This window comes from Lentzea californiensis, assembly GCF_024648825.1.
Classification (GTDB): Bacteria; Actinomycetota; Actinomycetes; order Mycobacteriales; family Pseudonocardiaceae; genus Lentzea; species Lentzea californiensis.
Map to the genome: position 1 here is coordinate 126,266 of NZ_JANBBE010000009.1, position 22,698 is coordinate 148,963.

The 22,698-nt window shown below is 70.1% G+C and carries 17 protein-coding genes; 4 read left to right on the forward strand and 13 right to left on the reverse strand.

Annotated features, from left to right (window positions below):
• Window positions 1–317: 317 nt before the first annotated feature.
• On the forward strand, window positions 318–2,582 hold the full coding sequence (locus LX88_RS29555; RefSeq protein ID WP_258951044.1) for a cellulase family glycosylhydrolase: 2,265 nt from the start codon (window positions 318–320) through the stop codon (window positions 2,580–2,582).
• Window positions 2,583–2,723: 141 nt separating this feature from the next.
• Window positions 2,724–5,843, forward strand: coding sequence for a family 78 glycoside hydrolase catalytic domain (locus LX88_RS29560; RefSeq protein ID WP_258951045.1), 3,120 nt, complete (start codon window positions 2,724–2,726; stop codon window positions 5,841–5,843).
• Window positions 5,844–5,869: 26 nt separating this feature from the next.
• Here the strand turns inward: LX88_RS29560 and LX88_RS29565 are convergent, their stop codons facing one another.
• The 9 genes from LX88_RS29565 to LX88_RS29605 form a co-directional block, all read right to left on the reverse strand.
• Window positions 5,870–7,105 carry an SGNH/GDSL hydrolase family protein gene (locus tag LX88_RS29565; protein ID WP_258951046.1) on the reverse strand — a complete coding sequence of 412 codons (1,236 nt, stop codon included), beginning with the start codon at window positions 7,103–7,105 and terminating at the stop codon, window positions 5,870–5,872.
• Between the two features lie 120 nt (window positions 7,106–7,225).
• Entirely contained in the window at window positions 7,226–8,524 is a 1,299-nt protein-coding gene (locus LX88_RS29570) for a rhamnulokinase (RefSeq protein WP_258951047.1), read from the reverse strand.
• Complete coding sequence (locus LX88_RS29575; protein ID WP_258951048.1) at window positions 8,521–10,545, reverse strand: bifunctional aldolase/short-chain dehydrogenase; 2,025 nt, start codon at window positions 10,543–10,545, stop codon at window positions 8,521–8,523. The genes LX88_RS29570 and LX88_RS29575 overlap by 4 nt, the downstream gene beginning before the upstream one ends.
• Entirely contained in the window at window positions 10,545–11,699 is a 1,155-nt protein-coding gene (gene rhaI, locus LX88_RS29580; RefSeq protein ID WP_258951049.1) for an L-rhamnose isomerase, read from the reverse strand. The genes LX88_RS29575 and rhaI overlap by 1 nt, the downstream gene beginning before the upstream one ends.
• A gap of 17 nt (window positions 11,700–11,716) precedes the next feature.
• Entirely contained in the window at window positions 11,717–12,028 is a 312-nt protein-coding gene (locus tag LX88_RS29585; RefSeq protein WP_258951050.1) for an L-rhamnose mutarotase, read from the reverse strand.
• Between the two features lies 1 nt (window position 12,029).
• Window positions 12,030–13,091 carry a rhamnose ABC transporter substrate-binding protein gene (rhaS, locus tag LX88_RS29590; RefSeq protein ID WP_258951051.1) on the reverse strand — a complete coding sequence of 354 codons (1,062 nt, stop codon included), beginning with the start codon at window positions 13,089–13,091 and terminating at the stop codon, window positions 12,030–12,032.
• Window positions 13,088–14,047, reverse strand: coding sequence for an ABC transporter permease (locus tag LX88_RS29595; RefSeq protein WP_258951052.1), 960 nt, complete (start codon window positions 14,045–14,047; stop codon window positions 13,088–13,090). Before LX88_RS29595 ends, rhaS begins: the two co-directional genes overlap by 4 nt.
• Window positions 14,040–15,086 carry an ABC transporter permease gene (locus LX88_RS29600; protein ID WP_258951053.1) on the reverse strand — a complete coding sequence of 349 codons (1,047 nt, stop codon included), beginning with the start codon at window positions 15,084–15,086 and terminating at the stop codon, window positions 14,040–14,042. The genes LX88_RS29595 and LX88_RS29600 overlap by 8 nt, the downstream gene beginning before the upstream one ends.
• Window positions 15,083–16,600 carry a sugar ABC transporter ATP-binding protein gene (locus LX88_RS29605; RefSeq protein ID WP_372511443.1) on the reverse strand — a complete coding sequence of 506 codons (1,518 nt, stop codon included), beginning with the start codon at window positions 16,598–16,600 and terminating at the stop codon, window positions 15,083–15,085. Before LX88_RS29605 ends, LX88_RS29600 begins: the two co-directional genes overlap by 4 nt.
• A gap of 108 nt (window positions 16,601–16,708) precedes the next feature.
• Here LX88_RS29605 and LX88_RS29610 point away from each other — a divergent pair, with 108 nt between their 5' ends.
• On the forward strand, window positions 16,709–17,722 hold the full coding sequence (locus LX88_RS29610; protein ID WP_258951055.1) for a LacI family DNA-binding transcriptional regulator: 1,014 nt from the start codon (window positions 16,709–16,711) through the stop codon (window positions 17,720–17,722).
• A 223-nt stretch (window positions 17,723–17,945) separates the two neighbouring features.
• Here LX88_RS29610 and LX88_RS29615 read toward each other — a convergent pair whose 3' ends face one another.
• Window positions 17,946–18,356: a hypothetical protein gene (locus LX88_RS29615; RefSeq protein WP_258951056.1), complete on the reverse strand. Its 411-nt coding sequence runs from the start codon at window positions 18,354–18,356 to the stop codon at window positions 17,946–17,948.
• A gap of 63 nt (window positions 18,357–18,419) precedes the next feature.
• Window positions 18,420–19,223: a S1 family peptidase gene (locus LX88_RS29620; protein WP_258951057.1), complete on the reverse strand. Its 804-nt coding sequence runs from the start codon at window positions 19,221–19,223 to the stop codon at window positions 18,420–18,422.
• A 164-nt stretch (window positions 19,224–19,387) separates the two neighbouring features.
• On the opposite strand from LX88_RS29620, the gene LX88_RS29625 reads away from it, so the two are divergent.
• Window positions 19,388–20,503 (forward strand): serine/threonine-protein kinase, encoded by a 1,116-nt coding sequence (locus tag LX88_RS29625; protein WP_258951058.1) that lies wholly within the window; start codon window positions 19,388–19,390, stop codon window positions 20,501–20,503.
• 7 nt (window positions 20,504–20,510) lie between these two features.
• Here LX88_RS29625 and LX88_RS29630 read toward each other — a convergent pair whose 3' ends face one another.
• Window positions 20,511–22,097 carry a CocE/NonD family hydrolase gene (locus LX88_RS29630; RefSeq protein WP_258951059.1) on the reverse strand — a complete coding sequence of 529 codons (1,587 nt, stop codon included), beginning with the start codon at window positions 22,095–22,097 and terminating at the stop codon, window positions 20,511–20,513.
• A complete protein-coding gene (locus LX88_RS29635) occupies window positions 22,094–22,666 on the reverse strand; it encodes a TetR/AcrR family transcriptional regulator (RefSeq protein ID WP_258951060.1) in 573 nt (190 codons plus the stop codon). The genes LX88_RS29630 and LX88_RS29635 overlap by 4 nt, the downstream gene beginning before the upstream one ends.
• Between the last annotated feature and the right edge of the window lie 32 nt (window positions 22,667–22,698).

Below are 22,698 nucleotides of genomic sequence, written 5' to 3' on the forward strand. Positions count from 1 at the left end.
GGCTCACTTTCCGCTTTGCAGGGTGTTTTCGAGGGACTGGCGTTCTGATAATGATGTGAGCGCTGACATCCTGGGGTGGCGGCGTGTGGCCGTCAACCACCTGGCGGATGTTCGCGAAAGATTCGACGGACGCCTTCGACGGTGTGACAGAGGTTGCCGGCAGGACAAACCCGACGTCAGCCGCCTGTCCGCACCGGACAGGCTCCGGTGGTGGGCCACTCGGCGGTGTCCTCGGGTGATCGGCTGGCTAGTGTCCGAATTCCGGGAGCGCTCCCAGAAACCTTGAGATCAGCCGACATTTTCCCCAGGAGGTCGTCGTGACCTTGCGTTTTCTCCGAGCGGTGGTGACAGGTCTGCTACTGGCGGCCTGTGTCGTCATCGCTCCCACCGCGGCGAACGCCGCCGCTCCCGCACGTGTGATGGCGCTCGGTGACTCCATCACCGGCTCCCCGGGGTGCTGGCGGGCGCTGCTCTGGAAACACTTGCAGGACACCGGGTACACCGACGTCGACTTCGTCGGCTCACTGCCGTCGCAGGGCTGCGGCTTCGCCCACGACGGCGAGAACGAGGGCCACGGCGGGTACCTCGCGACGGGCATCGCGCGGGACAACCAGCTCCCCGGCTGGCTCTCCTCGGCGCGGCCGGACGTCGTGCTCATGCACCTGGGCACCAACGACGTCTGGAACAACATCCCGGCGAGCACGATCCTGAGCGCCTACAGCACGTTGCTCGGTCAGATGCGGGCGAGCAACCCGGCGATCAAGCTGATCGTTGCCCAGATCATCCCGATGAACCCGTCGAACTGCTCCGCGTGCGGGCAGCGGGTGTCCGACCTGAACGCCGCGATCCCCGGCTGGGCGCGGGCGAACAGCACGGCGGCCTCGCCGATCACGGTGGTGGACCAGTGGACCGGGTTCAGCACCGCGGCCGACACCACCGACGGCGTGCACCCCAACTCCTCCACCGGCATCCAGAAGATCGAGAGCCGCTGGTACCCGGCGCTCGTGTCCGCGCTGGGAGCCGAACCCCCTGCCGCCGTGGGCCTGCACGTCGAGGGCGCACGGGTCGTCGAGGGCAACGGCACCCCGTTCGTCATGCGCGGCGTGAACCACGCCCACGTCTGGTACCAGTCGCAGACGAGGGCGTTCGCGGACATCAAGTCCTTCGGTGCCAACACGGTGCGCGTCGTGCTCGGCAGCGGTCAGCGGTGGGGCCCGACCCCGGCGGCGGAGGTCGGGAGCGTCATCGGGCTGTGCAAGCAGTCCAAGCTGATCTGCGTGCTGGAAGTCCACGACACCACCGGGTACGGCGAGCAGAGCGGCGCCGCGACCCTCGACCAGGCGGCCAGCTACTGGATCAGCGTGGCCAGCGCGCTCAAGGGGCAGGAGAACTACGTCGTCATCAACCTGGGCAACGAGCCGTTCGGCAACAACGCCCAGGTCAGTGCCACGTGGGCGAGTGCGACGAGCAGTGCGATCAGCCGGCTGCGCGGAGCCGGGCTGCAGCATCTGCTGATGGCGGACGCGCCGATGTGGGGCCAGGACTGGGGCAACATCATGCGCGACAACGCGGCGTCGGTGCTCAACGCCGATCCGCAGCGCAACACCGTGTTCTCCATCCACATGTACGGCGTCTACAACACCGCGGACAAGGTCAACGCCTACTTCGACTCGTTCAAGTCGGCGGGGCTGCCCCTGGTGGTGGGGGAGTTCGGGCACAACCACAGCGACGGTGACCCGGACGAGGACACGATCCTGGCCCAGGCACAGGCCCGCGGCCTCGGTTACCTCGGCTGGTCGTGGAGCGGCAACAGCAGCGACGTCGCGTACCTCGACATGGTCAACTCCTTCGACCCGGCGAGCCTGACCCCGTGGGGTCAGCGAATCCTCAACGGCGCCAACGGAATCCGGCAGACCTCGAAGGAGGCCACGATCTACGGCGGCGGCGATCCGGGTGACACCCAGGCGCCGTCGACGCCGGGCACCCCGACGTCGTCGGGCGTGACGTCCACCGGCCTGACGCTGAACTGGACGGCCTCGACGGACAACGTCGGCGTCACCGGTTACGACGTGCTTCGTGCCGTGGGCAGCGGGTCCTTCGCGCAGGTCGGTTCGTCGGCGACGACCTCGTTCACCGACAGCGGCCTGACCCCGTCGACCACCTACCGGTACCAGGTGCGGGCGAAGGACGCGGCCGGCAACGTCTCGGCGAGCTCCGGCATCGTGTCGGCGACCACCTCCGCAGGCGGCGGCACCGGTGCCTGCAAGGTCGGTTACTCGGGCCAGAACTGGGGCGGTGGCAACGGTTTCACCGCCAGCATCGCCATCACCAACACCGGCACGAGCGCGATCAACGGCTGGACGCTGGCCTTCAGCTACGCGAACGGCCAGCGCGTGACCCTGCCGGGGTGGGGTGCGACGTTCGCCCAGTCCGGCGCCGCCGTCACCGCGACGAACCTGACCTGGAACGGCGCTCTCGCACCGAACGCGTCCACGACCATCGGGTTCAACGGCACGTTCAGCGGGACCAACCCGGCACCTTCGTCGTTCACGCTGAACGGGAGCACCTGCACGATCGCCTGATCCCGCTTTTAAACGATTCAACAGGCTGTCCGATTGCGGACAGCCTGTTGTCGTCTGTCTTGACACACCTCCGCACACCCAACACGCTGGGCCCGCTGCCGCGATTGAAACGTTTCATCCAGCGACGAAGGTGGAGGCGACGTGCGCAGACGGGTGTTCCTCAGGACGTCGGCGGTCGGGCTGACCGCCACCGCACTGCCGGTCGGGGTGGCGAACGCCGCACCGCCGGAGCGGGCCGGCGGAGTGCGCGTCGTGCGCACCACCGTGGAGTACGCGGAAACGTTGCTGGGCACGGACGTCACCGCTCCCCGGCTGGGCTGGGTGCTCGCGGCCGACGGCACCGGTGCCCGGCAGACCGCCTACCAGGTCGAGGTCGGCACCGCCCTCGGACGTGCGGACGTGTGGCAGTCCGGCAAGGTCGGCTCCGACCGCACCACAGGCGTCGCCTACGCGGGCAAGGAGCTGAAGCCGCGCACCCGCTACCACTGGCGCGTACGGGTGTGGGACGGCGCGAACCGGCCGTCGGCCTGGAGCACCGCGAACTGGTGGGAGACGGCGCTGCTCGGCACGCCGTGGCAGGCGCGGTGGATCGGCGCCGAGGACACGTCGATCGGTTTCGCCGGCGCGAGGTGGATCTGGTCGGCCACGACGCCGGCCGAGAGCCGGTGGTTCCGCACGTCGGTAGACCTTCCCGCGGACGCGGTCAGGGCCAGGCTCGTCGCGACGGCGGACGACGACTTCACCCTGTACGTCAACGGGTCCGAGGTCGTGCACGTGCCCGAGCAGGTCGACGTCTGGAAGATCGGGCAACGCGCTGACGTGACCCGCCTGGCCGGTCGGCGGATCGTGCTGGCCGCCCGCGCCACCAACAGGTCGGCGGGACCGGCCGGATTCCTGCTGCGCCTGCTGGTCGATCTCCCAGACGGTCAGCGCGAGGTCGTCACCGGCCCCGGCTGGAGGGTCGCCGAGACCGAGCAGACCGGCTGGCAGGCACCGGACTTCGACGACTCGGCGTGGACCCCGGCGACCGTGCTCGACCCGTACGGCCAGGGGCCGTGGGGTGCGAACGTCACGGTGAAGGAGCAGCCGGCACCGTTGCTGCGCAGGGAGTTCGCGCTGACCAAGCCGGTCAGGCGGGCCCGGCTGTACGTCAGCGGCCTCGCCTACCACGAGACCGAGATCAACGGCCGCCGCGTCGGCGACCGGGTGCTCGACCCCGGCTTCACCGACTACGACAACACGGTCCTGTACGCGACGCATGACGTCACGAGCCTGGTTCGCAACGGCCGCAACGCCATCGGCGTGACGCTGGGCCGCGGCTTCTACGGCATGAAGACGCCGAACGTGTGGCGGTGGGAGCGACCGCCGTGGCACGACGAACCGAAACTGCTGGCACAGCTGGAGATCGACCACCCGGACGGCACGCGCACCACCATCACGTCGGACGAGCAGTGGCGCCTGACCGACGGCCCCACGGTGTCGAACTCGCTCTACACCGGCGAGACCTACGACGCTCGCCTCGCCCCGCGCGACTGGACGAAACCCGGCTTCGACGACGGCGCGTGGCAGCACACTTCCGTCAGGCCGGCACCGAAGGGCACGCTGCAAGCCCAGGAGCACGAACCGATCCGCGTGATCGAATCGGTCACGCCGACCGTGAGCGTGCTCAGGCCAGGGGTCTTCGTGGCCGACATGGGGCGCACGATGTCCGGCTGGACCCAGCTCACCGTCACCGCTCCCGCGGGCACGACCGTGCGGCTCAAGCACGGTGAGACGCTGAACTCCGATGGCAGCGTTCGCATGGAGAACGGTCACGTCAGCGGTGGCCGGATCCAGCTCGACGAGTACGTCTGTGCCGGCGGGACGGAGACGTGGGAGCCGAAGTTCTCCTACAAGGGGTTCCGCTACGTCGAGGTGACCGGCCTGACGGCGGCGCCGAAGCTGGTCGGCCGCCTGGTGCACTCGGACGTGCCGCAGGTAAGCACGTTCCGCTGCTCCGAGCCGTTGTTCGAGCAGTACGACGCCGCGATGCGCCGCACGGTCGCGAACAACCTGCACGGCATCCCCACCGACACCCCGACCTACGAGAAGAACGGCTGGACGGGCGACGCCCAGGTCGGCGCGCCGTCGATGCTGGCCGAGTTCGGCATGGCGAAGTTCTTCACGAAGTGGCTCGGCGACCTCGCGGACAGCCAGGACGCGGCCGGCCAGCTACCGGTGATCGTGCCGAGCGGCGGCTGGGGTTACCGCGAGCTCGCGCCCGCACCCGAGTGGACGACCGTGTACCCGTTCGTGCTGCGGGAGATGTACCGGATCTACGGCGACGACCGGTTGCCCGCGCAGCACTGGCCGGTGCTCACCCGCTACCTGGACTGGGAGATCGGCAGGCTGCGGGACGGCCTCGCCGTCACCGCGCTCGGCGACTTCCTGCCGCCCGGCTCCGGTGGCATCCCGCCCGAGGACACCCGGCTCACCGCGACCGCGTACCTCTACCGGGCGCTGCTGCACACCGCCGAACTCGGTGACGTGATCGGCAAGCCCGTGCCGCGCTACCGCGAAGTGGCGGCCGGCTTGTTGTCGGCGTTCAACAACGCGTTCCTGGACGGCTATTACCGCACCGCCAAGGACACGGACTACCGGCAGACCTCCAACGCGATCCCACTCGCGTTCGGCATGGTGCCCGCGGGCTCCGTCCAGACCGTCGCGGACAAGCTCGCGAGCGAGGTCCGGGCGAACGGCAACCACGTCAACGTCGGCTGTCTCGGCGCCAGCGTGCTGCTCCAGGCGCTGGGCGACAACGGTCACGCCGACGTCGCGCACGCCATGGCCACCGAGCGGTCGTATCCGAGCTGGGGCCATTGGTTCTCGAACGGCGCCGACACCATGTGGGAGATGTGGGACACCGGCACCCGTTCACGCAACCACTACTTCAAGGGCACGATCGTGCAGTGGCTGTACGAGCACGTGGCCGGTCTGCGGCCGGGCGACGCGGGCTACCGGACGTTCACGGTCCGGCCTTCCGCCACCGCCCTGTCGTGGGCGCGGTTCGAGTTCGAGAGCGTGCGCGGACGCATCAGCGTGGCGTGGGCGAAGGTCGACGACGTGCTGCGGCTGACCGTCGAGGTGCCGGTGGGGTCGACCGCGGAGGTGCACGTGCCGCACATCAGCGGTGTCGCCGTGGTGAAGGTGCCGCACGGCCGGTGGGCGTTCACCGGGGGAGGTACCGCAGCCGCGGCTGCGACTGCCGTACCGGCTTCCTGAGCTCGAGTCCCTCGGTGGACGATCGGCTACCGGAACAGGCGGACCGGCACCGCCTCCGCGAGCATCCGGTAGCCGGTCGGGTTCAGGTGCAGGTGGTCACCGACGTCCGCGGCGGCCAGGAGTCGCCGCGGATCGGCCGGATCGCGCACGGCGGCGTCGAAGTCGATGACCGCGTCGAAGCGGCGGCTCGTGCGGATCCAGCGGTTGACGGCCTGCCTGGCCGACTCGCGCAGGCCGCCGGGATCGTCGTAACCGCTGCCTCCGAACGGGAGCAGTGTGGCGCCGTAGACCTTGATGTCGTGTGCGTGGGCGCGGTCGACGATCTGCTGGTACGCGGCGATCAGGTCGTCGGACACCTGCTTCTGGGCGGTCTCGTCCGGTGCGGCCGTCCCGATGTCGTTGACGCCCTCGAAGAGGATCAGCCATCGGACGGCGCTCTGCGCGAGGAGATCGCGGTCCAGCCGGGCCAGCACGCTGGGACCGAGGCCGTCGTTCAGCACGCGGTTGCCGCCCGCGGCCTGGTTGAGGACCGCGATGTCCTTGCCCCGCAACCGGTCGAAGAGCTGGTTGGGCCAGCGGTCGTTGCCGTTGGTGGTCGAGCCGCGGCCGTCGGTCAGCGAGTCGCCGATCACCACCACGCCGGAGGCGTCCGCGCGCACCTCGACGCCGCTGACGAAGTACCAGTGGTCGGTGGGAGTCGCGCCCGGCAGGTCCGGGGAGTCGACGTGGTTGCCCGCCACCAGGTGCGACGTGGTGCGCGACCCGGGATGCGAGGTGATCGCCGTGGACGCCTGGCCGCTCGCGAGGTAGGCCGTCACGGTGAGGTTCGTGCCCGGAGCGAGGGTGAAGCCGAGCGGGTCGGACAGGACCAGCGCGCCGACCGGGACGTTCGCGGAAGCCCTGCCCCCGAACGTCACCCGCCGGACCGTGCCCGGCTGAATCGCGCTGACGCCCGCGCGGCCGTCCACCGGCAGCGCGACGGTGACCGCGGTGATCGGCAGCACCGCCCCGCCGAACGCGTTGGAGAACCGCAACCGCATCCGCCGCCCGCCCACCGAGACCTGGACCGTCTGGCGCAGCGTGGCGTCCGCCAGCACGAGGTTGTCCTGGGTGAACGGCGGCGGCGGCATGTTGTGCGGTTCCGTCAGCTGCGGCATCGACGTCCACGTGCTGACCCAGCGTTCGCCCCCGGCATCAGCCTGGGCGGCGGTGGGGACGAGTGCACCGGTGGCGGCCAGACCGAGGAACGAACGCCTGCGCATCTCTCACGTTCCTTTCGAGAAGGAGTGAAAAGACGACCCTGCAACGAACCTAGGGGTGCGCGCGAACGAGAGTCAATCCGCCGAGCTATACCAATGGTTTTCGAAACTTCTCTCGAAGGATCAGCGGGGGAGGTAGCGCCGCAGCGGTTGTGAACGCCGAACCAGCTTCCTCAGGTCGGCGAGCGTGCTGTGGGCCGCGCCCATCGCACGCGCCTGCACCAGGACGTTGCCCAGCGCGGTAGCCTCGGCCGGGCCCGCCACGACGGGCAGCCCGCAGGCGTCAGCGGTGAGCTGGCAGAGCAGTTCGTTGTGCGACCCGCCACCGACGACGTGCACGACCTCGACCTCCTTGCCGGACAACCGCTGCGCGTCGACGATCGCGTCGCGGTGGGCGAGCGCGAGACTGTCCAGAACGGACCGGACGATCTCGGCCCGGGACATGCTCTTGCCGCACCACCGCTCGATCCGGGCGGGCATGTCACCGGGCGGGAGGAACACCGGGTCGTTGGGGTCGAACACCGAACCGGTGGCGTGCGCGGCTTCCCGCAGCAACGGTGCCAGCTCGGTGTCCCAGGTTCGCAGGCACTCCTGCAACAACCACAGGCCCATCACGTTGCGGAGGTAGCGGATCGTGCCGTCCACGCCACCCTCGTTGGTGAAGTTGGCGGCGCGGCTTTCGGCGGTGAGCACGGGTTCGGTGAGTTCGACGCCGACCAGGGACCAGGTGCCGCAGGAGATGTAGGCGAACCGGTCCGTCTCGGCGGGCACGGCGACGACGGCGGACGCGGTGTCGTGCGAGCCGACCGCGGTGACCGGGACGCCGTTGAACGTACCGGCGGGGTCGCCGGGGTTGCGCAGTGCCGGGAGGAGGCCGGGTGGGAGGTCACGGGTCAGCTCGGGGGACCACTGTCCTGTTCGGACGTCGATCAGTCCGGTCGTGGTCGCGTTGGTGTACTCGGCGCCCCGTTCGCCGGTGAGCCAGTAGGAGAGCAGGTCCGGGATCAGCAGGAGCTGGGAGGCCCGGGGGAGCAGAGGTTCGGCCATGAGCTGGAACATCGTGTTGAACGGCTGGAACTGCAGCCCGTTGACCTCGTACAGGCCGTCGGCCGGCTTGATCCCGTCGGTGCGGGAGTCGCGGTAGTGCACCGGGTCGTCCAGCAGTTCGCCGGACGCGTCGAGCAGGCCGTAGTCGACCGCCCAGCTGTCGATGCCGATGCTGTCGACCTCGCCGGCGAGCCGGAGCCCGGCCAGCACCTCGCGGTACAGGCCGGGCAGGTCCCAGTGCAGCGAGCCGCGCCGGTGCACCGGGCCGTTGGCGAACCGGTGCACCTCCTCGACGTGAACGCGGCCATCGGTGACGACACCGCGCACCACCCGGCCGCTGGACGCGCCGAGGTCGACCGCCGCGACCGCCGTCATCGCAGGAATGCCGCGGCGACACCGGCGTCGACCGGCACGTGCAGGCCGGTCGTGAGCGACAGGTCGCCCGCCGTGAGCGCGAACACCGCCGCGGCCACGTGCTCGGGCAGCACCTCGCGCTTCAGCAGGGTGCGCTGGGCGTAGAACTCGCCGAGCTTCTCCTCGGGCACGCCGTAGACCGCGGCGCGCTGGGCGCCCCAGCCGCCGGCGAAGATCCCGGAGCCGCGGACCACGCCGTCCGGGTTGATGCCGTTGACGCGGATGCCGTCCTCGCCCAGTTCGGCCGCGAGCAACCGGACCTGGTGCGCCTGGTCGGCCTTGGCCGCTCCGTAGGCGACGTTGTTCGGGCCGGCGAAGACCGCGTTCTTGCTGGAGATGTAGACGATGTCGCCGCCCATGCCCTGAGCGCGCATGACCCTGGCGGCCTGCTGCGAGACCAGGAACGAACCCTTGGCCATCACGTCGTGCTGCAGGTCCCAGTCGGCCTCGGTGGTCTCGTCGAGCGGCTTGGAGATCGACAGACCGGCGTTGTTGACCACCAGGTCCACGCCGCCGAACGCGAGTGCCGCCGCGCGGAACGCCTCGGCGATGCCCGCCGCGTCGGTGACGTCGACGGTGACCGGCACCGCCACGTCGGAGGAACCGATGCCCGAAGCGACTTCCCGTGCGGCGTCGGCGTCGCGGTCGGCCACCACGACGCACGCGCCCTCGGCCGCCAGCCGTTCGGCGACCGCGCGGCCGATGCCCGAACCGCCACCCGTGACGAGCGCGACGCGGGTGGCCACGGGCTTGGGCTTCGGCATCCGCTGGAGCTTGGCCTCCTCCAGGGACCAGTACTCGATGCGGAACTTCTCGCGCTCGTCGATCGGCGCGTACCGGGAGACCGATTCGGCGCCCCGCATGACGTTGACGGCGTTCACGTAGAACTCGCCCGCCACCCGCGCGGTCTGCTTGTTCCGGCCGAAGCTGAACATGCCGACGCCCGGCACGAGCACGACGGCCGGGTCCGCGCCGCGCATCGGCGGGCTGTCCGGCTCGGCGTGCCGCTCGTAGTAGGCCCGGTAGTCCTCGCGGTAGGAGGCGTGCAGTTCTTTCAGGCGCTCCACGACGTCTTGCACCGGCGCGGTCGGTGGCAGGTCGAGCACCAGCGGCCGGACCTTGGTGCGCAGGAAGTGATCAGGGCACGACGTGCCGAGCGCGGCCAGTTCCGGATGCCGTTCCCGCGACAGGAAGTCCAGCACCACGTCCGAGTCCGTGAAGTGACCGACCTGGGGGCTGTCCGCGGAGGCCAGGCCGCGGATCACCGGCGCGAGCGCGGCGGCTCGAACCCGGCGCTCCTCCGCGGGCAACGGCTCGTGGACCACCGGACCGAACGGTTCCGCGCGGCCGTGTTCGTCGAGGTAGCGCTGCGCGGTCTGGATGATCTCCAGCGAGTGCGCTTCGCACTCCTCGCTCGTCGTACCCCACGCGGTGATGCCGTGCCCGCCCAGGACGACACCGATGGCCTGCGGGTGCTCCCGCTTGATCGCCGCGATGTCCAGTCCCAGCTGGAAACCCGGCCGCCGCCACGGCACCCACGCCACGCGGTCGCCGAAGCACGCCTTGACCAGTGCCTCGCCGTCCGCCGCCGTCGCGAAGGCGATACCGGCGTCCGGATGCAGGTGGTCGACGTGCGCCGCGTCTACGAGACCGTGCATGGCCGTGTCGATCGACGGCGCCGCGCCTCCCTTGCCGTGCAGGCAGAAGTCGAACGCGGCCACCATCTCGTCCTCGCGCTCCACGCCCGGATAGACCTCGGTCAGCGCGCGGAGCCGATCGAGCCTCAGCACGGCGAGCCCGGACTCCCGCAACGTCCCCAGGTCACCGCCGGAACCCTTGACCCACATCAGTTCCACGGGCTGCCCGGTGACCGGGTCGGTCTCCGCACCCTTGGCCGAGGTGTTGCCGCCCGCGTAGTTGGTGTTGCGCGGATCGGCGCCGAGCCGGTTGCTCCGCCCCAGCAACGCCTGGACCTGTTCCATCACGCACCCCACCCGGCGGCCTCGCCACCGACTCGTTCCCGGACGATCTGCTCGGCGTACCCGGACCGCCGGTACGCGGCCATCGGATCGGGATCCAGCCCCATGTCCTCGCGCAGTTCCCGCAAAAGCGGCCGCACGTCGGTGTTGTAGGCGTCCATCAACGCGGCGTTCGCCTCCAGCACGTCACCGGCCCGCTGGGCGGCGTCCAACGCGCTGTGGTCGACGAGGAGCGCCTTCGCCGTCGCCTCCTGCACGTTGAGCACGGACCGGATGATCGCCGGGATCTTCGGTTCCAGGTTGTGGCACTGGTCGAGCATGAACGCGATACCGGCGGCCGGCTTCAGCGCGTCGGCCAGCACGATCTCGTGCATGATCCGGAACAGCTGGAACGGGTCGGCCGCCCCGGCCATCAGGTCGTCGTCGGCGTAGAAGCGCGAGTTGAAGTCGAACGCGCCGAGCTTGTCCGCCCGCAGCAGGAACGACACGATGAACTCGATGTTCGTGCCGGGGGCGTGGTGCCCGGTGTCGATCACGACCTGCGCCCGGTCGCCCAGTTGCAGGCAGTGCGCGAACGCCGTGCCCCAGTCCGGCACGTCGGTTGAGTAGAAGGCGGGCTCGAAGAGCTTGTACTCCAGCAACATCCGCTGGTTCGTGCCGAGCCGGTCGTAGGTCTCGCGCAACGCCTCGGCGAGCCGGTCCTGGCGAGCGCGGAGGTTGTCCTGGCCGGGGTAGTTCAGACCGTCGGCGAACCACAGCTTCAGATCGCGCGACCCCGTCCGGTCCATGATGTCGACGCACTCCAGCAGGTGCCCGACCGCCTTGCGCCGCACCGTCGCGTCCGGGTGGCAGACGCTGCCGAGCTTGTAGTCGTCGTCCTGGAACACGTTGGAGTTGATGGCCCCGAGCGCGACACCCCGGTCCCGCGCGTACTCGGACAACTTCCCGTAGTCGTCGACCCTGTCCCACGGGATGTGCAACGCGACCGTCGGCGCGATGCCGGTGAGCCGGTGCACCACCGCGGCGTCGTCGATCTTCTCGTACGGCGTGCGCGGAACTCCCTGCTGCGCGAACACCTTGAACCGGGTACCGGAGTTGCCGTACGCCCACGACGGCGTCTCGATCCGCTGCTCGCGCAGCGCGTCCTTCACGCTCATTGTTCTCCCAAAGCTTTTCAGTCGAGGTGGAAGACCTCGTCGAGCGGGCGCATCCGTTCGTCGGCGTTGCCGTCGCCGACGAAGAACTCCGCCATCTCGGTCTGCCAGCGCGCGTTCACCTCGGTGCGGGCCATCTCCGCGAGCGCCGCGTCGAAGTCGTCGCACTCGAGGTAGCCGATGAGCAGGCCGTCCTGGGCGAGGTAGAGGGAGTAGTTGCGCCATCCCGCTTCGCTGAGGGCGGCCCGCATCTCCGGCCACACCTCGCGGTGCCGCGCCCGATAGTCGTCGAGACGATCGGGGCGGACCCGCAAGGTGAAGCAGACGCGCATGTCAGAAATCGAACTTGTCGATGTTGTCCTTGGTGAACACGGTCGGCGGGCCGAGCACGACCTCGCCCTCGGCGCCGATCGTGTAGTCGCCGAGCTCACCGGCCTTGTACTTCTCACCCTCAGCGCCGGTGATCTGCCCGGACGCGAGCGCGGCGGCGGTGCAGGTGGCGAGGTAGCCGAGCTTGCTCGGGTCCCACAGCGCGAACGACTTCACCGTGCCGTCCTGGACGAACTTGCGCATCTGGTTCGGCGTGCCGAGACCGGTCAGCTGCACCTTGCCCTTGTACTCCGACGAGCTGAGGTAACGAGCGGCGGCCGCGACACCGACGGTGGTCGGCGAGATGATGCCCTTGAGGTTCGGGTGCGCCTGCAGCAGACCCTGGGTCTTCTGGAACGACGTCTGGTCGTCGTCGTTGCCGTACGCGGTCTCCACGAGCTTCAGGCCGGCGTACTCGGGCTTCGCGAGCTCGGTCTTCATGACCTCGATCCACGCGTTCTGGTTGGTGGCGTTGGGAGTCGCGGACAGGATCGCGATCTCACCGCTGCCGCCGGTCGCCTCGGCCACCAGCCTCACCTGACCGGCGGCGATCTCGGTCGACGTGGCCTGGTTGATGAACACGTCACGGGCGTCCGGGGCGGCGTCGGAGTCGAACGTGACGACCTTGAGCCCTTGTGAACGTGCGCTCTTCAGCGCGGGCGCCACGGCGTTGGCGTCGTTCGCGGAGATCACCAGCGCGTCCTGCTTCTGCTGCGCGGCGGTGTTGATGTAGGTGACCTGCGAGGAGGCGGCCGCGTCGGACGGTCCGGTGGCCTTGACCTCGGCCTTGATCGCCGTGCCCGCCTGCTCGGCACCCTTCTGCGCCACCGTGAAGTACGGGTTGTTGACCTGCTTGGGCAGGAACGTGATCTTCAGACCCTCTTTGAGCGGCGCGTTGGGATCACCCTTGGCGGCGTTGGTGGCGCCACCGGTCTGATCACCGGCGCTGTCCTTCGTGGTGCCACCGCAGGCGGTGAGCGCGACGGCCCCGGACATCACCAGGGCGAGCACTAGACGTGTGTTCATTGCGCGGCCTTCCTCAGACTTCCGACGCGACGGGTGACGGACGGGGCGAGAACGCTCACCAGGAGCAGGAGCCCGGTGACGATGGTGAGGACCTCGGTGGAGGTGTCCTGCAGGATCAGGAGGTTGCGCAGGCCGCCCAGCAGCAGCACGCCCGCGAGCACGCCGAAGAGCGATCCCCTGCCGCCGAAGATGGACACACCGCCGAGCAGCACGGCGGCGACGACGGCCAGTTCGAGCCCGACGCCGTTGTCCGCGCGGGCGCTGGAGAAGCGGAACGTGTAGACGATGCCCGCGATCGCGGCCACGGCTCCGGCGAGCACGAACAGGCTGAGCTTGACGCGCTTGACCCGGATGCCGGAGAAGCGCGCACCTTCCTCGTTGGCACCGATCGCGAAGACGGACCGGCCGAACGAACTGGCGTGCAGGGCGATGCCGAACAGCACGGCGAGGACCGCCGCCAGCACGATCGGGTACGGGATGTCGGTGCCCGGCACCGGGGTCGTGCCGAACGACGTGTAGCTCGCCGGGAAGTCGGCGACCGCCGTGTCGCCCAGGACCACCAGGGCGAGGCCGCGGTAGAGCGCGAGCGTGCCGATGGTGACCGCGAGCGACGGCAGGCCGAGCCTCGTGACCAGAAGGCCGTTGACCGCCCCGCACACCGCGCCCGCGACGATCACCGTCGGCAGGATCGTCTCCAGCGACCAGCCCGCGTTCCACAGCCAGCCGATCAGCGCGCTGGACAGGCCCAGCACCGACGCCACGGACAGGTCGATCTCACCCGCGACGATCACCAGGGTGAGCGGGAGTGCGATGAGCGCAATCTCGCCGATGTCGAGGCCGAGGTAGAAGAGGTTGCCGCCGGACAGGAACGAGCCGTCCGTGCTGACCTGACCGGTGAGCGCCACCACGATCAGCAGGAATACCAGCGCGGTCTCCCACCGCAGGAGGTTACGCATGGCTGGTCCCTTCGGAGGTGCGCAGGGCTTTGGCCAGTCGCAGTGCCAGGAGCCGGTCGACGGTGATCGCGCTGAGCAGGAGCGCGCCCGCGATCGCCTGCTGCCAGAACGCGGGGATCTGCAGCACCACCAGGCAACTCGTGATCGTGCCCAGCAGGAGCGCGCCGAGCGCGGCCCCGGTCACCGTGCCGGACCCGCCGAAGATCGCGACGCCGCCGACGACGACCGCCGCGACGACCTGGAGTTCGAGGCCGGTGCCCGCCGCCGCGTCGACGGTGCCGTAGCGGGCGACCCACAGCGCACCCGCGAGGCCCGCGATCAGCCCGGAGACGGCGAACGTGGTGAGCGTGCGCTTCGCGACCGGGATGCCGGCGAGAGTGGCGGCCTCCGGGTTCGAGCCGATCGCGTACAGCTCGCGGCCGGACCGGTAGGACCGCAGGTAGACGGCGGCCACCACGATGACCACGACGGCGACCAGCACGAGGATCGGGACGCCGAGCACGCGGCTGCTGCCGAGGTCCAGCAGGGCGTCGGGGAGGTTGGCGGCGTTGACCTGCTTGCCTTGGGCGAGCGCGTAGTCGATGCCCCGGAACACGTACAGCGTGCCGAGGGTGACGACGAGGCTGGGGACGTTGCCCAGTGCCACCAGCAGTCCGTTGAGGAGCCCGCAGGCGAGGCCGACCGCGATGCCGAACCCGATGCCCAGCAAAAGCGGGGTGCCGGGGTTGTCGGCGAAGTGCTGGGCGGTGAGGAAGGCGGAGAGTCCGAGGACCGAGCCGACGGACAGGTCGACGTTGCGGGTGATGACGACGAGGGTCTGGCCCACGGCGAGGAGGGCGACGATCGAGGCGTTGAGGAGGAGGTCGCGGAGGCTTTGGGGCTGGATGAAACGCGGGTTGACGATCGCGGTGGGGATGACGACGAGGGCCAGCGCCACGACGATGCCGAGCTCGCGGACCCGGCCGACGCGGGTGGTGAGACGGCGGGCCGCGGTGCGCCGGGCGGGCGGGGTCACGGCGGGTGTGAGCTGGGTGGTCATGGGGCCACCGCCTGTCCCGCAGCCGCCATCGCCACCCGTTCCTCGGTCGCCTCGGCGCGCGACAGCTCCTCGACCAGCCGGCCCTCGTGCATCACCAGCACGCGGTCGGCCATGCCGAGCACCTCCGGCAGTTCCGACGAGATCATCAGCACCGCCACGCCCTGCCCGGCCAGTTCGGACAGCAGCCGGTGCACCTCGGCCTTGGTGCCGACGTCGATGCCGCGCGTCGGTTCGTCGACGATCAGCACGGAAGGGTTGCGCGCCAGCCACTTCGCCAGCACGACCTTCTGCTGGTTGCCTCCGGACAGCACACCGACGGGGTCGCTCAGCTTCGAGAACTTCAGCCGCAGCTTCACCGCCCAGTCCTGGGCGAGAGCGCGTTCGCTGCGACGGCGCAGCAGCCCGAACGTCGACAGGCGGCCCAGCGAGGCGAGAGCGGTGTTGCGTTCGATGGACGCGTCCATGACAAGTCCCTGCTGGCGGCGGTCTTCCGGCACGAACCCGACGCCCGCGGCCATCGCAGCGGTGGGGGAGCCGTACTTCAGCCGCCGTCCTGACACGTGCACTGAACCGGCGTCGGGACGGTCGATGCCGAAGATCGCCCGCGCCACCTCGCTGCGTCCGGCGCCGACCAGTCCCGACAGGGCGACGATCTCGCCCGCGCGGACGTCGAACGACACGTCGGTGAACACGCCCTCACGGGTCAGCCGCTGCACCGAGAGCAGCACGTCACCAGCTGTCGTGTCCTGCTTGGGGAAGAGCTGGGACAGTTCGCGGCCGACCATCCGCCGCACCAAGGAGTCCGGTGTCTCGCCGGTGAGCTCGCCGGACCACACGAACTCGCCGTCGCGCAGCACCGTGGCGCGCTGGCACAGCTCGAACACCTCGCCGAGCCGGTGCGACACGAACAGCACGGCGGCGTCCTGCGAACGCAACGCCTGCACCACACCGAAAAGCCGCTGCACCTCGTGCGCGGACAGTGCCGCGGTCGGTTCGTCCATGACGATCACACGGGCGTCGAACGACAACGCCTTGGCGATCTCGACGAGCTGCTGGTCCGCAATGGACAGTCCGCGTGCCGGCCGCGCCGGGTCGAGCTTGACCCCCAGGCGCGAGAACAGCTCGGACGTGCGGGCGTGCATCTCGGCGACGTCGATGCGGCGGCCGAGCCCGAGCGGCTGACGGCCCATGAACACGTTCTCGGCCACCGACAGGTCACCGAACAGCGTCGGCTCCTGGTAGATGATCGCGATGCCCGCCGCCAGCGCGTCGGCGGGACCGGAGAACCGCCGCGGAGAGCCGTCGACCAGCACCTGGCCCGCGTCCGGGCGGTGGACCCCGGCCAGTGTCTTGATCAGCGTCGACTTGCCGGCGCCGTTCTCCCCGAGCAACGCGTGGGCCTCGCCGGGCAGCAGTCGCAGCGACACCCCGGACAGCGCGCGGACGGCGCCGAAGGACTTGCTCACCTCGTCCAGTGCCACCACGGGAGGTCGGTCCACGTCCGTCTCCTCGATGTTGAAACGTTTTAACGCCTGAGTTACGAGCACTCTGGGTGTGTTACGTCACTGTGTCAAGGGTTGCGGGGTACGATTCGTTGTCACGTTTCAACAAAGGAGCCGCCGGTGAAGCCGTCAGTGGGCATCCGCGACGTCGCGCAGCACGCCGGCGTGTCCAACGCGACCGTCTCGAACGTGCTGAACCGGCCCGACGTCGTCGCGCCGGCCACCCGCCAGCGGGTGCTGGCCGCGATCGAGGAACTCGGCTTCGTGCGCAACGAGTCCGCGCGCCAGCTGCGCGCGGGCAGCAGCAGGGTGATCGCCTACGTCGTGCTGGATGCGGCGAACCCGTTCTTCACGGACGTGGCGCGCGGCGTCGAGGACGCGGCGCGGGACGCGGGTCTCGCCCTGTTCCTGTGCAACAGCGCCTCGGACGGCGGCCGTGAGCGCGAGTACCTGGAGCTGCTGCACGAACAACGCGTCGAGGGCATCCTGATCACCCCGGTCGACGCGGAGAGCGCGCAGATCGCCGAGCGCGGCACGCCCGTCGTGCTGGTCGACCGCGAGGCGACGGACGGCACGCGCTGCTCGGTGGCCGTGGACGACGTGCTCGGCGGCGAACTGGCGGTCACCCACCTCGTCGAGACCGGCCACACCCGCATCGCGATGGTCGGCGGCCCGCTGTCCATTCAGCAGGTGCGCGACCGGCGCGAAGGCGCGTTGAGAGCGCTGACGAACGCCGGCCTGCCCGCGGACGCGCTCACGTTCCTGGAGACCAAGAGCCTGCAGGTGGCGGAAGGCAGGGGTGCGGGGGAGCGGCTGGTGGGCCTGCCCGCCTCCCGCCGTCCTACGGCGGCGTTCTGCGCCAACGACCTGCTCGCGCTCGGCCTGCTGCAGTCGATGACGCAGCAGGGCCTGCGCGTGCCGGACGACCTCGCCGTCGTGGGCTACGACGACATCGAGTTCGCCGGGGCCGCCGCCGTCCCGCTGACGTCGGTGCGCCAGCCGCGCGAGCAGCTGGGCCGCACCGCCGCCCAGCTGCTGCTGTCGGAGAACGAGCCGGACCACGAGCACCGGCACGTGAAGTTCCAGCCGGAGCTCGTGGTCCGCGCTTCCACCGCTCTCAAACGGCGGTCCTGAACTAGTGTTCTGCGCCGGAAATTCGTCATCAAAGCCTGAAGGTTGATGAGGGGAGCTTTCATCAACCTCAGGTTTGGGAAAGCTCCCCTCATCAACGTCGCGGGCCTCAGCCACGCCGTGATCAACCGCACGCGGGGCGCTTTCGTGCGCGTGGAGCGCACGAAAGCGCCCCGCGTGCGGCACGAACGGCAGGGACTTCAGCGGCGACTTCCGGCGCGGGACACTATCGGACGAGCATCATTTCCCTGTCGCTTTCGACGGTGCGCGAACCTTCCGGCGGAAGGTAGACGTTCAGCGAAGCGGAAGTGAATGCAATGCCCGGCCGGAACGCTTTCGTGCGGGCCACCACGGTCACGTCGACCTTGTGGTGGTCGCCGGTGCACGGAACGTTCGCCGTGTATTTGTCGCCGATCGCGAGATCGCCGCGCACGTTCTGCGTGACCTGCACCCACAACGACCCGGTGGCGCCGTTCTGGCACATCACCCGCACCGGCACGACGACCGCGACGCCTCGCGCCTCCAGCCTGGCCTGCGACTGCAGGGCCACCACGGCCTCCACTGTCGCCGCCGAAGCCGGCAACGCGGTGGCCAGCAATGCGGCCGCGGTCAGCACGAACGCCGAAATTGCACGCACGATTTCTCCTCGTTCTGGTGAAAGGGCGGATGCGGCCGCAAGCCAACATTAGCCACGAGGTGTTCAGCGGTGCGAGGGGCCATTGATCGTCGCGCGAATCCAGTCCGCGTGTGCCGGCACGTTCGTGTAGAGGCCAGGGCCGTTCGCACAAAGGCTGTCCGTGTCACCGGGGCCCGACGTCGTACCGATCAGCTCCCACCGGCCGTGCTTGCCGCGCTGGATCTGCGGCCCGCCGGAATCGCCGACGCACGCCATGGCGCCCGGCTTGCGGCTGATCGTGCACAACCGCGTCGGGTCGGCGTAACCCGGCGCGCACTCGTGCACCGCGCCACGGCGGGTGTCCAGCTGCTGGAGTCGTTGGGGGAACACGGCCTTGGTGATGTCGACCGTGTCCACGGTGGTGCCGAAGCCGAGCAGCCGGGTGGGCGTTCCCGTCCGGCCGGGCCGGACGGCGATGCGGATCGGCTGCTCGCGCACCGGGCGGTCGAGCCGGACCAGCGCGATGTCGTGCTGGTTGGGCTGTCCGAGCTCATATCCCGGATGCCGCACCACGTGGTCGATGGCGCGCAGGGTGCCGCCGGACGTCCTGCGGTCGCTGCCGACGCGGACCGTCCCGTCGGGCACCGCGCCCGTTCCCTCCGGGTCGACGCAGTGCGCGGCCGTCACGACCCACCGGGGATGGATCAGCGACGCCCCGCACACCCCTTTCGCGCCACCCGCGGCGGGCACGGTCTCCGGGATCGACGCCATGAACTCGTAGCGCTCGGTGGAGTCGGCGCCGTTCACGACGGCGCCTGCGGTTCCCGTCATCGCCATGGCGCACAAGGCACCTGTCAGCAGGACGAGTGCCGGTTTGGAACTGGGCATGATCTTCTCTCGTTCGCCGGACATCTGTCCTGGTCAGGATGGTCGTGCGGCGCGGAGTGGTCGATGACGCCAGCCGGTGTTCTCAGGTGGAGCCTGCTCCACGGTTGGATCACCGATCGGGTGGGCACCCCTGTGCGGTCCCGCTCGAATGGAAAGGCGCACCCATGTCGAAAACGAGTCTCCTCGCCGACCGGTACCGGCTGGGCGAGGTGCTCGGCACCGGCGGGGTCGCACAGGTGCGCCGTGCCAGGGACGTGCTGCTGGCGCGGGACGTCGCGGTCAAGCTGTTCCGGCCGGGCGACGACCTCTCCGACGCACGCCGGATCGACAACGAGATCTGCGCGCTCGCGGGACTGTCCCACCCCGGCCTGGTCAAGGTCTACGACGCGGATCCCGGCGGCGAGACGCCGTACGTGGTGCTGGAGCTGATCGAGGGCCGGACGCTGCGCGACCGCGTCGTGGACGGGCCGATGGCCGTCGAGGACGTGCGCCGGGTGGGTGCGGCCCTGGCCGACGCACTGGCCCACGTGCACGCCCGCGGTTTCGTCCACCGCGACGTCAAGCCCTCCAACGTGTTGCTCGACGACGACGAGATCCCCCGCCTGTCCGACTTCGGCCTGGTGAGCATGGTGGGCGGGGCCGGTCTCACCAAGACCGACCACGTCGTCGGCACGGCCGCCTACCTCGCGCCGGAACAGGTGCGGGGTCAGGAGGTCACGGCCGCGGCCGACGTCTACGCGTTGGGACTGGTGCTGCTGGAGTGCCTGACCGGGCACCGCGAGTACGAGGGCTCGGAGGTCGAGGCCGCCGTCGCCCGCCTGCACCGTCCGCCGGTGATGCCGGACGGCCTGCCGTTCGACCTCGTGCGGCTGCTGTCCAGGATGACCGCCCTCAGCGTTGCCCGCCGTCCGACCGCCCGCGAGTGCGCCGAGGCCCTGCGTCCTCCCGTGGTGGCGGATCCGCCGACGCTCGTCGCGGCCCGGCCGCCCCGCTCACGGGGACTGCTCGCGGCCGCGGCGGCCGTGGTGGTGATCTCGGCCATCGGTACGGGGATCAGCACGTGGAACAGCGTCACCTCGACGAGCTCCGAGCCGCCGGCCACGAACGCGCCGGCGTCCGACCCCGCGCGCACAGCCAATTTCGTCCCCACGCCCGTCGTGGTGCAGCCGACCGCCCCGGTCGTCGCGCCGCCTGTCCAGGTCGTGGACCGGGGCACTCCGGCCGGACCGGGCGGCAAGGGCAAGCACGACAAGGGCAAGGACAAGAAGGGCGGAGCCTGACGGCCGGTCAGCGCACGGGCAGCACGATCGCGGACGGCCGCTCTGATCCACAATGGACCGACTGACTTGCCGCGACCATCTTCGTGGCGGTCGCACGTGATTCGCCTGTGCCGGGATTGCGGGCGTAGCGGGGGAACGCGCCACTGGAGACCTGCGCGCGGATGCGGTGCCCGCGGCGGAAGCGGTACGCCGTCGGCCACAACCGGACAGCGGCGCACTGCGGTTCCTCCGCCGACGTGAGACTCACCAGCCCGTCGCAGACGTTCCACGAACGTCCCTCCGGATCGACGTCGCACAGCCGGACGAACACGTCGGCGTGCGCGAGGCTGGACGAGAACCAGATCTCGGCACTGACCTCACCGACGACCTCGACGTCCTCGTCGAGAACGGGCGTGGTGTAGGTGAGCACGTCCGGACGGGCTTCCAGCACGGTGTTGTCGACGCGGCCGCCGTCCCGCGCCAGGCGCACACCGCCGGACGCCGGGGTGGGGTCGGCCGGGTCGTAGCGGAAGGTGTCCACTGAGGACTCGCCGGCTTCCGGCCCGAGCGCACCGCCCGAACCGAGGTGGAAGCGCGTGGGCGAGTAGCCGGACGGCGGCCAGGAGTCGAACGGGCGCCAGGCTTCCTCGCCCATCACGTACAGCTGGACGGGAGCGCGGTGCGGAGGCTCCTCGCCGCGTGCGTGCGCCAGACCGAACTCCACGGCTTCGCGGACCGGCGCGGCCATGACCTCGGTGTGGGTCCACGGCCCGACGGTCAGCCGCGCGGAACGGCCGTTGTCCTGCAACGCCTGGAAGTCGCGCATCTGACCGGGCAGGAAGATGTCGTACCAGCCGCCGATGGAACTGACCGGGACGGTCACGCCGCCGACCCGGTGGCTGTGGTCGAACCCTTCCCACCGCGAGGAGCCGGCGTCGTGGGCCAGGACGTCCTGGACGTAGTCGGAACGCGAGCCGAACGCAACGACGTCCGCGTCCCGCAACGGCAGCGTGTGCAGTGCTCGTGCGGTCTTCTTGTCCTGCAGCGGTTTGCGCAGCATGGCCAGCGGGCGCTGTTGGGTGCCGACGAGCACGCCCCACTCGAACGGCGTCTCCAGCGACATGCCGTCCGAACGCAGGAACTCCAGCGTCAGCGCCGATTCGGTGACCACCGGGATCATCGCCTTGACCTGGGGCGGCAGCTGATCGGCGACCGCCCACTGCACGTGGCCGAGGTAGCTCAGCCCGTAGAGCACGATCGCGTCGCTCCACGGCTGCTCCACCAGCCACTCGAGGGTCGCGAGGCCGTCCGCGCGTTCCTGGCGCATCGGGTCGAACATGCCGCCGGAGCCGAAACCGCCCCGCACGCTCTGGATCACCACCTGGTAGCCGCGTTCGGCCAGCGGCCTGGCCATGACCGAGCCGAACATGCGCCGCCCGTACGGGGAACGGATCAACGCCGTCGGCAGGCCGTCACCGCCCGAGCGCGGCACCCACCGGTCGGCGAGCAGCTCGACGCCGTCCGGCATGGGAACGCGCAGGTCCCGCTGTACCACGACGTCGCGGGTCAGCGGCGGCGAGAGCTTGAGGCCGCGCTGGAGGAGACGGCTGATCATCGAGACTCCAGGAGTAGGGAGAGAACACCCATCAGGCGGTCGGTGAACGTCTCCGGATCGGGCGCCCCCGCCACCACCCAGGACGTGACGAACGATCCGGCGCCGCCCGTGATGAACGCGGCGAGGTCTTCGGCGGTCTGGTCGGAGAGTCCGCGCAGGTGCTCGACGGCCTGCCGGTTGACCGGCAGGAGCAGGCTGATCAGCCCCCGGTCCAGCGCGAACGCGCACGAGCCGGTGAACAGGGCGCGGTAGAACACCCAGTGGTCGGCGAAGTGTCGGGCCACGGCGAGCGTCTCGGCCCGTGCGTCCACGGGAGGAGTGAGATCGGAGAGGCGGGGCAGCAGTTCGCGCCGGGCGAGGTCGAGCCCCGCCTCCAGCAGCAGCGAGTCCAGGTCGCCGAAGTGCTGGTAGACGACCCGCCGGCTGACGTCGGCCGCCTCGGCGACCTCGGAGACCGTGATCGCCGTCGTGCCCCGTTCGGTCACCAGGCCGACCACGGCCGCCAGGACGGCCGCACGGGTGCGGCGCACCCGGCGGTCGCGTGGCGGCTCGACCTCGCGCAGTTCCATGCGCCAGATCGTGTAACAGCTGTTACTAAGTA